General features: G+C 37.9%; 11 protein-coding genes. 4 read left to right on the top strand and 7 right to left on the bottom strand.

Going from position 1 to position 14,227, the window contains the following annotated elements:
* Positions 1 to 8: 8 nt before the first annotated feature.
* Entirely contained in the window at positions 9 to 1,667 is a 1,659-nt protein-coding gene (locus OPU68_RS08130) for a hypothetical protein (RefSeq protein ID WP_498473518.1), read from the bottom strand.
* A gap of 307 nt (positions 1,668 to 1,974) precedes the next feature.
* Here OPU68_RS08130 and OPU68_RS08125 point away from each other — a divergent pair, with 307 nt between their 5' ends.
* The 3 genes from OPU68_RS08125 (at position 1,975) to OPU68_RS08115 (ending at position 4,236) form a co-directional block, all read left to right on the top strand.
* A complete protein-coding gene (locus OPU68_RS08125; protein ID WP_130868010.1) occupies positions 1,975 to 2,223 on the top strand; it encodes a hypothetical protein in 249 nt (82 codons plus the stop codon).
* Between the two features lie 213 nt (positions 2,224 to 2,436).
* Positions 2,437 to 3,942 carry a MauE/DoxX family redox-associated membrane protein gene (locus OPU68_RS08120; RefSeq protein WP_498473517.1) on the top strand — a complete coding sequence of 502 codons (1,506 nt, stop codon included), beginning with the start codon at positions 2,437 to 2,439 and terminating at the stop codon, positions 3,940 to 3,942.
* A gap of 24 nt (positions 3,943 to 3,966) precedes the next feature.
* Positions 3,967 to 4,236, top strand: coding sequence for a DUF6520 family protein (locus tag OPU68_RS08115; RefSeq protein ID WP_130868008.1), 270 nt, complete (start codon positions 3,967 to 3,969; stop codon positions 4,234 to 4,236).
* Between the two features lie 36 nt (positions 4,237 to 4,272).
* Here the strand turns inward: OPU68_RS08115 and OPU68_RS08110 are convergent, their stop codons facing one another.
* From OPU68_RS08110 to OPU68_RS08095, 4 genes are read right to left on the bottom strand one after another with little or no spacing between them, the layout of a single operon-like run.
* Positions 4,273 to 6,858: an alpha/beta hydrolase family protein gene (locus OPU68_RS08110; RefSeq protein WP_498473516.1), complete on the bottom strand. Its 2,586-nt coding sequence runs from the start codon at positions 6,856 to 6,858 to the stop codon at positions 4,273 to 4,275.
* Complete coding sequence (locus tag OPU68_RS08105; protein WP_498473515.1) at positions 6,845 to 8,230, bottom strand: RagB/SusD family nutrient uptake outer membrane protein; 1,386 nt, start codon at positions 8,228 to 8,230, stop codon at positions 6,845 to 6,847. Before OPU68_RS08105 ends, OPU68_RS08110 begins: the two co-directional genes overlap by 14 nt.
* A 59-nt stretch (positions 8,231 to 8,289) precedes the next feature.
* Positions 8,290 to 11,274 (bottom strand): SusC/RagA family TonB-linked outer membrane protein, encoded by a 2,985-nt coding sequence (locus OPU68_RS08100; protein WP_498473514.1) that lies wholly within the window; start codon positions 11,272 to 11,274, stop codon positions 8,290 to 8,292.
* A gap of 44 nt (positions 11,275 to 11,318) precedes the next feature.
* Complete coding sequence (locus OPU68_RS08095; protein ID WP_498473513.1) at positions 11,319 to 11,564, bottom strand: hypothetical protein; 246 nt, start codon at positions 11,562 to 11,564, stop codon at positions 11,319 to 11,321.
* Between the two features lie 666 nt (positions 11,565 to 12,230).
* Between OPU68_RS08095 and OPU68_RS08090 the strand changes: the two genes are divergently transcribed.
* The gene (locus OPU68_RS08090) at positions 12,231 to 12,575 is read left to right on the top strand and encodes a helix-turn-helix domain-containing protein (RefSeq protein ID WP_498473512.1); all 345 of its coding nucleotides are present in this window, start codon (positions 12,231 to 12,233) and stop codon (positions 12,573 to 12,575) included.
* A 278-nt stretch (positions 12,576 to 12,853) separates the two neighbouring features.
* On the opposite strand, the gene OPU68_RS08085 is transcribed toward OPU68_RS08090, so the two are convergent.
* Complete coding sequence (locus OPU68_RS08085) at positions 12,854 to 13,045, bottom strand: cold-shock protein (protein ID WP_498473511.1); 192 nt, start codon at positions 13,043 to 13,045, stop codon at positions 12,854 to 12,856.
* Between the two features lie 351 nt (positions 13,046 to 13,396).
* Positions 13,397 to 14,167 (bottom strand): XRE family transcriptional regulator, encoded by a 771-nt coding sequence (locus OPU68_RS08080; protein ID WP_498473510.1) that lies wholly within the window; start codon positions 14,165 to 14,167, stop codon positions 13,397 to 13,399.
* Positions 14,168 to 14,227 lie beyond the last annotated feature (60 nt).

Genomic DNA, 14,227 nt, shown 5'->3' with positions numbered 1-14,227 from the left:
TAAAAAAATCAGGTCTTCTTTAATTCTTCCTGTCTCATTCTGATAAAATCTCTAGGCCTGATACTGTTGATTTCGAGAAAGTGTGCTGAGAAGATCTGCCTGTTCGCCATCCCACATATTTTGGCGAGTGTTTCAATTTTATAACTAAGATATATAGTTTCCTCTACGAGTAAATTGGTGATATATCTTATCCTTAAAGCTTTAAGGTATGTTGGAAATGTTACATCAAAGTGTACATTGAGTACATACGATAAATGCGTGCGGTTGCTTCCTATCATTTTGGCAACAATGTCAAGTGTTAAATTCTGCTGAAGAAATTGTTTTTCGTCTTCAAAAATCTTTAGATTTGTTTTGATTTCCTCGATAATTTCTGAACTGTATAATTCTAAACTGTTTTCATCAGATGAAGCGGGTGGTATGACGTCGAAACTAATGGTTTCTTTTGAGGTATTTAATTTTTCCAGCACTTCCTGATACCTGGCATTCAATTCCTTTTCTCTTTTCCTGAACCTCCAAATTAAAAAAAACAATATTACCAGTCCCGCACCAATGGAAGAATATAAAATAACTTGATGACCTCTGATCATCTGCTTCTTCTCTTCTATTAAATTGTCCGTATCATACTCGCTATAAATTTTGTCCGTGAGCATTACAAAGTCAGCATTAATAATAGAGTCGGCCTTTAACAACTGGTCCGCGTAATACATCTTCCGGTCAGAATTCCCATTTTTTTCAGCATCATCGATCAGATACAGGTAACTTGATCTGATCTCAGGGGTAATAAACCAAAATTTATTGACCAGCGAATCAACTTTATTAAAATAGTTTAACGATTCAGCTCTATTTCCCTTTGATCTATATAGTTTCCCTATATAAAAATAAACGCTCGTCAAGGAAGCGTAATCCTGATTGCTGCTCAGAATATCTTGAGACACTTTAAAGTGCTTCAATGCTTCATCTGCTTTTCCCTTTCTAAGTAACTGCACTCCTCTTCCTTTCTGGAAGTACCCAAACTCAATGACAAGCTCGCTGTTGTTATGAAGTCTTTCCAGCCCAATGTTAATGAGGGAGTCTTCCTTATGATATAATTTTAGATTTTTATAACACGTGCTTAAGCGATAAATACTGTTAAAATATCCTGATTCATTATTGTACCTGATGTTCCGATCTAAACTCTCTTTGGCATTTTTTTCAAAAAAATCAGCTGCCTCTTCAAAATGTACAGCTGCATATTTATAGTATCCCAAATAGCTTTTGATCATTCCCAAATGATAAATGATCTTATTCTTAAGGTACCCATCTTTTGAATTTTTTGAATATTTAAACGCTATCAGATATTCTTCTAAAGCTTTTTTGTATTGTCTTAGATTATAGTAATAAATAATTCCTTTTCCTGCGTAGGCTCTTGCGATCTGATCCTGGTCGTTTGATTTTACAGCGGTGACAATGGCACTGTCAGCGTAGGATAATTTTCTGCTGGTTTCTTTGCTGTAATAGATGGCTTCTTCGTAACCTCGGATAAGTTTTTTAAGGTTATGGTCATTTTTTGCTTTGTCAATGTACATTTTGACAAAAACCATTGCTCTTTCGTCATTCTCTGAGTAGGAATCGATCAATCGGGAAATCTCCTTGTAAGATTGTTGTTGTATCTCTTTACCTTGTGTCATAAACACAAAAAAAGTGAACAATAGTGGTAAAATTCTATTACAATAATACATTATGATAAGATATATTCAAATTTAATAAAAAAGACACAATTAAACGCTTGTTCAAACTCTACACTAAGTTCAATTAACTGATTATCAATAACATATAAATCAATTTTGTTGGTAGAATTGATCAATAGTGACATTTAATGTATCAATTGATGCAACAATAGTTTTTTTTAGTTCCCTAACCCTTCTAATTTCGACATCAGAATTCTAATCACTATCAACAACCGGCCGGGATAACTTTTAAAACCATTACTAAAAAATGAAAAAGTATATCTCACTTTTAAGTCTGACAGCTGCATTCTTTATGCAGTCTTGTGAAAGATCTGAGTCTGATTTAAATACAACAGAACAGAAACAACAAAATATGAAAGTTCAAAGCAATAAAGAATCTGCAAGGATTCAAAATGGCATTGCAGAAGAAAAAGATTCTGACAATATGGATACAGGTGATGATGATGAACCGAAAAAAGATAAGCAGCACTGGAGGATGGCGCAGGACACAATCTGATAAGGATGATTTCTGCTTAACTGATACAGTTTCAAAAATGGAAAATCACAAAGTAACCTTAAGCACCGGAAAGAGATGTACGGAAAGTGGAGAATGGGAGGTTGAAGGAAGGATAAGCACCGTAGTTTACCTTTCAAAAGGCGAAGTACTGCCCACCTACTGTGGGAAAAATGTCAAATGGATATTAGTCAGAAAAGGATAAATATTAAGATTATGAAAACCATCAAAACAAGATTTGTAGAATTCACAAGCTATTTTTTCATACTGCTGTTTTGTTACGCCAGCATCAGTAAGATAATGGATTTTAAAAATTTTCAGATCCAAATTGCACAATCACCTCTCCTGAGTGCCTATGCAGTTTTTATTACATACGGAATTTTGATCCTTGAGCTTTTGGTTTGTTTCCTTTTGATCTCTGAAAGAACAAGGTATATCGGTTTATATGGATCCTACATTTTGATGGTTTTGTTTACTGTCTATATTTATTTGATTCTTAACTATAGTGAATTTGTTCCATGTTCGTGTGGTGGCATTCTTGAAAAGATGGATTGGAACACGCATTTAATTTTCAATCTGATATGTATATTGATTGCTGTCTTTTCTATAATTTTTTCTGCAGACCATCAGATGATCAACAGAGCAAAGATGAGCTTAATCCTTGTAGTGACAGCTTTTCTATGCTCGGCAGGAATGTTTTTTCTGTACAAGCAGTCAGAAAATATTTTAAAGAGGGACAATGGTTTCCAAAGGAGATTTTTGCAGCATCCCATTCTGAAAGATGGTACTTATGATTTGAAACTGAATTCGTATTATATTGCAGGCTTCTACGGTGATACTTTATATTTGGGCAATTATACCGCACCTTTTTCGATTACAAAAATCACCGATTTGTCTTCATTGAAACAGCAGAATTTACGATTGGACCGAACAGACATCAATTTCAGATCGCCGATATTGGAAGTCGCTGACAGTATAACATATCTGTATGACGGAACAATACCTATCGTTTTTGCAGGACAAACCGGAAAGAATGAGCTAGCGGAACAAAATGTTGGAAAGACCTATTTCAGAAAAATAAAAAGCCTTGATTCAGATCATTTTGTAATCGGTGCTTTTCACCGTCTCAAACAGATACAGACTTTGGGGATTATTGCCAAAGGTCATAAGGATTCAATAAAGCTAAGACCCGATTTGCTTGAGAAAAAAAGTGAAGGATTTTTTGAACCTGACGGGCAGTTAAATTACGATGCTTTTACAGGAAAGGTGGTCTATGTCTATCATTACAAGAATCAGTTTGTCGTTACAGACTACAATCTGAAGTCAAAGAATGTCTACAAGACCATTGACACGGTCAAAACACCGCATCTGGGATTATCCGTCTTATCTGATGGAAGCCGAAAACTGAACAATCCGCTCATCGTCAATGAAGGATCATTTGCTTACAAGGGAGTGCTCTTTGTTCGATCGGACCGCAAGGGAAAACTTGAGAAGGAAAAGGGTAAAAGAGCCATCATAATTGATCTCTATTCTACACAAGAACAAAAATATCTTGGAAGCATAAATATAACGAACAGATCCGAAGAGCAGCGAATACAATTTGCGGTAAATAAAGACCAACTGTATGTAATTATTGAAAATGAAATAATCAGATATCGTTTTGCGCAAAACATCATTCAACATTTCATTTCAGGGGAAGCCGAAAACCTGAACAAAGAGTAGGCACCAACAACAAATTTTAACATCATGAAAAAAATGAGACAAATCGTATTGCCATTGGCTATCCTATTTATTGGAGCCGGTAGTGCGTATGCTACCAATGTAGCATCCAAATCTGCTAAAGCAGAAATTCCTGGTTGGAAAATCGATTCGGAAAACCCATCAGCAATGTGTGTTTTGACGGAGCAGCAATGTACGACAGACAATACAGGATTTGTATGTACAGTCAGTGATGCTTCCGGTGTTCACGACCTTTATCAAACAGGATGCGAAACGGAACTCTTCAGAATTCCTTAACGCCTTCATCAATTAATTTTTAAAAGAAGGGTGCTATTAAGCACCCTTTATGTATTTATGTATCCAAGAAATATCTTTATAGTCCTTTAAATGATAATTAAACCAGTCTAAAATCTTGACGGTCAGGTCTCTTTGTGTTTCTTGCTTTTTCATCGCATGACCCTCTTTATCATAGAATAATGCAATCACAGGTTTTTTATATTTCCTCAAAGCGATAAACATCGATTTTGTACCATCAGGGCTGACATTGCCATCGTCTGTCCCAGTCCATAAGAGCATTGGTGCGGTGACATTCTGAGCATACATGATCGGATTGTTCCTGATATATTTTTCAGGATCTTCAGCAACTGTTGATTTAAACCAGTACTGCCGTCCTTCATATCTATAATAATCGGGTGCATTAAAGTTATAATTATAGGCGTAATAGGTGCGGATCACATCAGAAACAGCCGCTCCTGAAACATAGGCTGCAAAACGATCGGAATGGGTGGCTATAAAATTGGTTTCATATCCTCCGAATGACTGTCCCATCAAACCAATTCTATTCATATCAACATATTTTATTTTTTGCAGTTCATCCAAAGCATTATTGATACTCTCCAAAGCAGATATTCCGGCACCTTTATCAGATTGTGAGATGTCGGCAAGCAAAACAGCAAACCCCTCCTCTATCAACAGCGGAATATTGTAACCTGTCGGATTTGCAAAAGATGGTCTCAAAAACCTTTTGGTGAGATAGTCCTGTTTCTCATAGATATGCATCACAACAGGATATTTTTTAGTGCGGTCAAAGTTCAGCGGCATATACAACGCACCGCTGATCTTCTCACCATCCGAACCCTTATAAGAAATCCTGATCATCTCAGTTTGCTCAAACTTTTGATCACCGCTATTTGACACATAAAGTTTTCTAGGATTTTCTTTTCCATCCCTTACAATTAATGTCGGACGCTTATTATAATTTTCAGCGATCCAATAATAATGTTCCCGTTGACCCAACTGCTTAAATTCAGTGATCTGATCAGGAGTAGAAGATAAAACTGAATGGAGTTTCTTATTTTTCAAATAGGCATAGGATACATTTTGATCACTCAGATTCGTGATCTTGACAACCAAAGGTTTCTTTAGATCCGCTGTCCTGAAGTCTCTTTTATTTCCAATATCAGTATAGACACGTTTAAAATCGATCAGTTCGATCATTGAGTTTTCTCCCTTAAATAGTTCCCTGACCTTTCTGTTAAAGAGATTCTGCTCAGCAATCGTATTGCCCCCGACCCAAAGGACATCGTTGTCTGAAGTAAAATAAGGCATCATTTCCCGAGAAACATCTACGTCCACTATTTGGAGTTTTATTGTATTATAGAGTTGCCAGTTATTCTCCTTTTGAATAAGGAGGTACTCACCGGTCGGAGAGATCACCATTTCTTTCTGCAAAACGGAGATAAGAGAGTACTCATCCGTAGCGGCATTCCACAAAAAAAGTTGATCAAAACCTTGTCCTCCTGCCTTATCCATCTTATCCACCTGATTTTTGTCGACCTGATTTATCAGATACAGGTCATTACCTATTGCAGTTTCCCCAAAATAACCGGAACGGGTCATCAAATTGGTTTTTGCAGTGAATGGGTTCCAGTCAATCTGAATAGCTTTAAGTATGGAGGCATTATGCGTCGCAAGGTCGAAATCTGTTCCATACCAAACATCCACCATTTCTTTTTTGGCTTTTAACTTTTTCTCTAGTTTGATAACGATCTGGTGATCGGAACGTGACGGACTGAGCGTCATCTGATCATAATCATTGTACTTACTGATGTCCATTACATATTGCTTTTTGTCCGGAGCAATGTAGTAGATCTTAGATTTACCATCGTTAAGGCTATGAACCACAAGACCATTTTCCTTAGTTCCTGACGGAACTACATTTTTCAGGTCTTCCGTTGTTGAAAAGACATTTACAAAAAGTCCCTTTTTCAGTAACAGAACTTCATTCAGATCACCCATCTTTCTTCTGACGACCGTTTGATCATTTTTTGCATATACATACTGAACATCAGCAATAGTTTGCCGGAGATTCAGATCGGTATCAAAAACTTCTAACAAACGGCCTTCCTTTTCTGTGTACAATACGATCAAGGCATTAGTCTTATCATCATATAGAAATTTGCTGACATTCTTCAAAGACTGGGATTTCCCTGTTTCAGGATCGAGGTATTCCAGCATTTCTCCGAATTGGATTGCCAGATGATTCCCAACAAACATCATTAAATTGATATTTTTCCTTTCCAACAGAATATCTTGATTCAATATACTCTGCAGTTTCAGATTTTTGGAACCATCGCCCAAAACAGAATACCAGGCCAGCCATTTGCCATTATCAGAAGATTCAGGGAAACGAATTTCCTCAGTTTCCCTTACCAACTTTGCAAGATGTTCATAGTTTTGAGCAGATAGTTTTCCGGTAGTCAGACTGACGAACATAGTCATAAGCAAAGCATATAAACTGTACTTCATTACATATCCAAAGGATTTGAACTCCTGTCCTTCTACATTCCAAATTTCTGAAAACCTCTTGTTAAATCTTAAAATACTTACACTTTTATCTCTCTTACTAATATCCATCATTCTGTGGCGTTAGATTCATGTTCAAAAGCATTTCTTTCTGTGGCAACGGAAAGAATTGGTTGGTTGCTTTCCAATTGACCTTTACAGGTTTGAGCTGATCCAGCTGTCCCCATCTTTTCAGATCTAAAAACCTGTTGCCGTGTTCTGCAAAAAACTCTTTTCTTCTCTCATTCTTTATCTCCTCCATCGCCTGAGACTGTGAAATCGAAGTAGTTAATGCAGTCAGTCCTGCCCTCTGTCTGGTGTAATTAATGAACGGTACTGCCTGAGCGGTCTTGTTTTGTTTCATAAGAGATTCTGCAAGCATCAGATAAACATCCTCCAACCTGTAAATGACGGAGTATTCAGTACTATTGGTCGTTGTAGTCACCTTGTACTTGGTCTGCTTATAATTCGTCTGGGAACCGAATACCACTGCTACAAAATATTGTTGTCTGCGGAGATCACCCATAGAAAAAGAATTGATAAGATCAGGGTTAAGGACAAAAGATGTTGGTGCTGAAACAAAATTGTAGAGCAATGCTTCATTGGTTGGGTCTGTGTTATTCTTAGGCTTCAATTGCCAGATGATATGCTTTCCTGTTTTCTGAAAAACTTTGGACAGGTCATTTTGAAAAACATAGTCCGCATTCTGAATGACTGCCTGACATAGTACTTCCGCTTCCTGCCAATTACCGATCAGCATCTTCATCTTGGCCAGCACCAGATATCCGACCCCCTTATTTATATAGATCCGCTCCGCATTACGATATTCTGTCGGCAGCAGGTTTACCGCCTCAGACATATCTGTTTCAAGCTTTATCAGAAACTGATCCTTTGGCATTCTGTTCAGTGTACTGTTGTACACATAGTCTGTAGTATCGGTATAAGGAATTTCTCCATAGATCTGGTACAGGTAAAAATAAATCAGAGAACGGATCATCAGAGCTTCCCCTTTGATCCTGTCCTTTGCCGATTCAGAAAGGCTCTTTGATCTTTCCACGCCTTCGATAATACTATTCGCCATATAGATTTGCTGATAGGCATTTGTCCAGACCAGACTGACTGTAGAATTCGTTGCAAGGGGCTGGTTGTTGTAAATATCCAGGATCGCATTCCCTGCGCTGGTAAAGACACAGGTAATATCATCGGAATAGGTTCCCAGCAGAGCACCTGAACCGTCTGATGTACCGCTGATCACAGAGCCGGTCCACAGACCTGAATACAAACCTGCCAGGGCGGCATCTGCCGTTTTTTCGTCTTCAAAGATCATTTCAGTGGCCAGTTGGTTATTCGGGAAATCAGTTTCCACAAACTTCTCGCAGGCAATCGTACTGAGTAGAGCGGCGAGCATCACGAGCAGATACATCATTTGATTAATTATATTTTTCATTTTCTTTAAATATTAAGAGTATAGTTTTTATTTGCATATCAAAGGAATTCAGTTTCACATCAGAACGTCACCTGAAATCCCAAAGAATACGTCTTCAAAGGCGGCAGATAACCTACCAGATAAAATTCCGGGTCCATTCCGAAATAGTTGGTGATGGTCAGAAGGTTTTGTCCCTGAAAATAGACCATCGCTTCCTTGATCCCCATTCTATCTACCGGTATCCGGTAATTGACCTGTACATTTTTCAGCCTGATGTAAGAGGCATCACTTACCGCAGCGGTAGAATTCTGAAAGAAACCATGCAGTGAAAGTTTCTGAGGATTATAGCCCGCTGAGTATTGCATATAGGTTCCTTCCGGATTCGAGGGCGACCATGCATCCAGAACCTCGACAGGCTGGTTGCTGAGTGTTCCCGGCATCAGCATCTGGCGGTTGTAATTCCAGTTCCTCTGTTTAACGAACTGCCACAGGAAGGAAGCTGACCATTGACCGAACCTGAACTGGCTTGACCATCCGCCAAACATCCGGACGCCAAGTTTTTCCACTGCCTTGTTGTCATCTGGAGAATTGATCTTTCCATCACCGTTGAAATCCTTGAACTTATATAATCCTGTTGCAGGATCGATTCCCTCATACTGGTACACTCTCGCAATAGTCGTCGGATAGCCAATAACATATTGATTGGAGTAGGTCGAACCTTCGAGGTTCGGAAACTCTACCAGCGTGTTTCGAGGAATACTCAGATTGAATGACGTATCATATCTGAACTTTCCATTTTTGAGTACCTGAATCGACGTGTCAAATTCCCATCCCGTATTCCTGATCTTTGCAGGAAGATTGGACTGTATCGAGGAAAACCCCGTAGTTGCAGGAAGTGGAATACCCACCAGCTGATTAGATGAAGTATTTTCATAATACGCTCCTGAGAAGTTAAAACGGTCTTTCCAGAATCCCAGTTCCAATGCCACTTCCTTTTTCACCGTCTTCTCCCAGCTGAAATTGGGATTGTACAATCGTGCAGGATTAAGCCCGGTCTGTCCGTTATAGATATTGGAAGAAATGATATAGGTGTTGAGGTATTGGTAATCCCCTATCTTGTCATTTCCTGTCGTTCCTATACTTCCCCTGATCTTACCTAAGGTCAGCCATTTGGAATCTCTCAGGAAATTCTCTTCCGAGAACAGCCACGCCCCTCCTACTGCCCCGAAATTCCCGAAGCGGTTGTTGGGACCGAAACGGCTTGAACCATCCCGTCTTCCTGTAAGGTTCAGGATATACCTTTTTTTAAGCTGATAATTAAATCGGGCAAATACTGCGGTATAATTGTACTCACTGCGTACCTGATCAGAGATGGTCTTTACACTGGCAGCGCCAATATTGTCGATCAGTGCATTGCTTTCAAATCCCCTTCCCGTTATCGCACCCTGATCAGATTGCGTCTTTTGAAGAGTAGTCCCTACCAAGGCCTCAAACTGATGGTTCCCGAACTGATACGTTCCGACAACTTGCGGTTCAAGTATGTAGGAAAAGTTCACCTGATTATTCTTTGATGAGGTCGAGTTCAGGCTCGTCTGACCCAATGCGGGGTTATTGATGGTGTGGGGCTTCAGTGATCTTTCCTCGAAATTCTGATAGCTGATCCCGGCATTCATCTTGACCGACAGAAATGGAAAAAGCTTGTAGGAGACGTTCAGCCCATTGTTAAAAAATGCGGTCTTATTGATATACTCACTGAGGAATGAGGCTGCAGGATTCGTAAAGGTGCCGTTCTCCCAGTTGATATTTCCGGACGTATTGTACAGTGCAGGTGCATTCGGACTTAAGGTGATGCTTTTCAGGGTCAGGTCATCGTTCTGAACATTGTTCTTCTGAAAGGAGAACGTGTTGACAAAATTGAACTCCAGTCTCCTGTCAGGCGTAAAATAAGAAAAATTGGCATTGACGTTATCCGTCCTGTACCTGAAATCGGCAGGAAGAACCGTTGACTGTTCATTATGACCATAGCTTATATTGTAGGAGGTGGTCTCAGAACCTCCGCTCAAAGACAACTGAACGGCATAAGCATCAGCTGTTCCGCCGATCAGTTCTTTCTGCCAATCGGTATACCTCGACTGGTCCCAGGTTCCGTTGATATCATACATCGTTGCAGGATATGGCACATTATCATTCTGAAATCCCTGTTTTCTCATGCTGATATACTGTTCCGTATTCATCAGCTCCATCGGTCTTGTGATCCTGCTTAAAGAATAGGAAGTGTTCAGTTTCAGTTCGGACCTTCCCTTCTTCCCTCTTTTAGTGGTCACAATGATGACCCCGTTGGCTCCACGGCTTCCATAGATAGCCGTAGCATCTGCATCTTTAAGAATCTCAAAGCTTTCGATATCATTTGGATTGATCGTATTCAAAGGATTGATCGATGACCAAGGAAGGATCCTGTTGGAATACAATGAAGGCGTTTCAGAAGCTTGAGGAACACCATCAATAATATATAGCGGTTCATTCCCTTCCCGACGGATACTGTTCTTACCCCTGATCTGAATATCAAATCCCCCTCCAGGTGTTCCCGAATTCTGAGTGATCGAAACCCCGCTCATCCTACCCTGCGCTGAAGCAAGGACATTGGTGACAGGTTGATTTTCGATGTCTTTGGCTGAGATCTTGGCAATGCTTCCTGTTCTTTCCTTATTTTTGACCTTATAATAACCTGCATTGAGAACAACTTCCTCAATTTCTTTTTCTTTACCTAATGAGATATTGACGGTTATTCTGCTGCCTAAAGTGATTTTTCGTTCGGGATAGTCCGGATGGCGGTAAATTATTACAGGGTTTTCTCCCGATACCTGAACACGGTAAACGCCTAATGCATTGGTCACAGCCACTTCATTACTACCCTCCTGGAATACAGAAACGCCTTTGACTGGCTGGCTATTTTCTGTGACACTGCCTGTAATGGTGCGCATCTGCCCTATTGCTACGCCGGAAACGAGCAAGGTGAAGCCAAAAGCCAATTGGATATGACTTAGGCTGCAAAAGTTTTTTTTCATACTTTTGAATAGGTTTAATTCGTTAGACTTTGCTCTTTCCTACGCTAGCGGTCAACTTTTGTGGAAAGGGCTTTTTGTTTTTCTTTGGTTACATTACACTTTCTGTTTCTTGAATATGTTTTTAGCGTTTTTATTTGATGATGCTTAGGATGAAGCTTCAGTAAGGACATAGCAAAAAATCCTGCCAGCACATCTTGAAATAATATGAATAAAATTGTGTCCTGTGTAAGCTGTAAAGCCGCAATGAGTTGTAAACTCAATGTAAGTGTCATTTCTAAATGAGAAAACATTTTATTGAAATCTAAAAACAGCTATAAAAGTCTGAATCACGTAGACGCTGAACTTTTTAACTTCAGTATTAAATTCCCCTCGTGCTGAAAAATAATTTGGAATATTAAAAGAAAGCGAGTACTTTTAAAGTGCGAGTTTAAAGCGTAATCTGGCTTTCCTTTTACTTTTAAAGGAATTTCGGAGTGTGTCGATAATAAGTCAGTTAGCCAATTCCTGATTTTGTAGGTAAATATGGCATAAAGCTGTAATTTTTTTCTGTTATGCTGGCGGACTACTCCGGTGGGCAAATAAGAAGAATGGTTGAAAATGTCGTCCTCATAAATATTATTTTATATATGGAACGATGCTTTTAGATATGAGAATTATACGCAAAAATAGCATGCGGCGGTCTCACACTCTAGAATCAGGGCGACCAACCCACTTTAAACCGAAGATTAAAGTTTCCACCTAAAGTATACGTGAGAACCGCTCGCATGCCGTATACAAAAGTAAGAAACTTTTAGACATGGAGCGATTTCACGAGGTTCTCGATGGAAAATTGGTCTTTTTGATTCGAGATACATCGTTCATTTTACCTTGTTGAAGGTTAATGATTTATTCGCTAAAGCAAAAATAATAAATATTTATTTAATACCCAACATATTGGGTTATTTTTTTAAAAATATATGGAACAAATTACTTATTTCGATACAACACAATTCGATTTGGATTTTATTAATCACGTCAGAAACATTCGCAAAGCAAAAAAACTAAGCAAAGATCAGCTTAGCCTAAAAATGGGTTTGGCCAAAAGTTTTGTTAGTAATGTGGAGTCATTAACCCAGAGACATAAATATTCTACTCGTCATATAACATTACTTTGTAAAGCCTTTGATTTTAAAAATATTTCAGATTTAATGAATTTTCCTACTCCTAAGAATGATAAAATTAGGATAACTGTAAAACAAATTTATAATGAAACTAGGACTAGGATTGTAGATAGTGAGATACTGAAAATTGAACCTCTTTAATTTACAGAAACCATAATCTATTCGCAACACAAACTAATAATCCAAAACTATATTTATGAATGGAATTAATTTTTCTCCTCAAATTTGGTGGAATGCTATGGATCGAGCTGTCGAATTCGCTAATCATATGGAAAAGATCTAATCCAAGATTTTAACTTCAAAAAATGGTTGCAAACCGGCGCTATTGAGCATAATTGCTTGGAAATTCATCTCGTTGCTCAGTTAGATGATGTATATGAATGAAAGTGTATATTTATTATGACGGCTTTTAATCAAGATTACGCCAATTTAACATTGATCGCATAAACACCTCTGTTACTTTGATATAACTCGTATGTTACTCGATCGTTTTCACGAATATCATCTATCAAACCTGAAGTATTTACGAAAACGTCATTACCACCCGTAGACGGAGCAATGAAACCATATCCTTTTTCTACGTTAAAAAATTTTACCTGTCCTTGTTGCATTGTGTATGTATTAAAAAATTATTTTACTTAATTGGAAATTGTCTGGTATTGTAAGGAACATCAAAACGATAATAAATTTTCGAAAATATGGATGATGAAATTTAGGAGTAAAATTTAAATTTCTAAAATTATATTACCTGAATATTAAATACAAAATTCAACTAATACATTGGGTTTTTAGACAAAACTGAACTCTCTTTTTGCACAATCCTCCTTACCATATAAATGTATGTCTAAAAAATAAGATGTACAATTATATTTCAAAGTATTCAATAATTCAAAGTATGAAAGACAATTCATTACAAGACAAAATCTACACAAAGGATGCTCTAAATAATTAACAGACTATGTTTAAAAACCAGAAACCTTATTTTCCAGGTTTAGAATCGTGGTCTTCAAATCCCCAATCATCATTTTTAAATTGGCATAATCCGGCATTAAAGGTTTATAGTCTTTAGGTAAAATTCCCATTACATAACTCCATATTTCAACTATATCCCCTAATGCAATGTCATAAGGTTCATAAAATAAATTATCAGCTGCTACCGTAATTGATTTTTTATTTCTCTTTAAAAATGTCTTATAAGTGATACCTTCCCTAGTCACAAAAACATAATCCTTATCAGGTTTGAGGTCATCCAGTTTTTCAACATATTCTCCGATGATTATCGATTGATCGGCAAAAGGTGGCATTGAATCGCCATCTGCCAGAAAGCCTCTGTATTTTCCATTTTTTAAAAATGGCAGAAGAATTCTCATAAGTTTTTCAATATACCCAGGATCATTGAAGCCTTTCAAATAACCCATTGAAGCTTTTTGTGGAACGATCTCAATGTAATTATTACCATCCTTATCCACAACAATAGGCAGGACTACCCGATTATTGGGCAAATTCAAAATATCATCAATTGGATATTTTCTAATGTCAACAGTAACTAAAAGATCAATGCTGATATTGTAATATTTGGAGATTCTTATCAACACATCAATTGGCGGTTCTGCCTTTTCATACTCATAAGAAACATATCTCGATCTGGTAAGAATGAGTTCATCCGCCAGCTTCTGCTGCGTTAGATTATTCTTACCTCTTAAAAACACGATGTTATCTGCAAAAATTGACATTGTCATAATTTATGACAACAAATATACACATTTTGTTTAAAAACGTGACTAAGTTTGCAA

This window comes from Chryseobacterium sp. TB1-D10 (assembly GCF_059803555.1).
The sequence above is the reverse complement of the archived record's forward strand: the minus strand, read 5'-3'. Positions and strand labels throughout refer to the sequence as shown.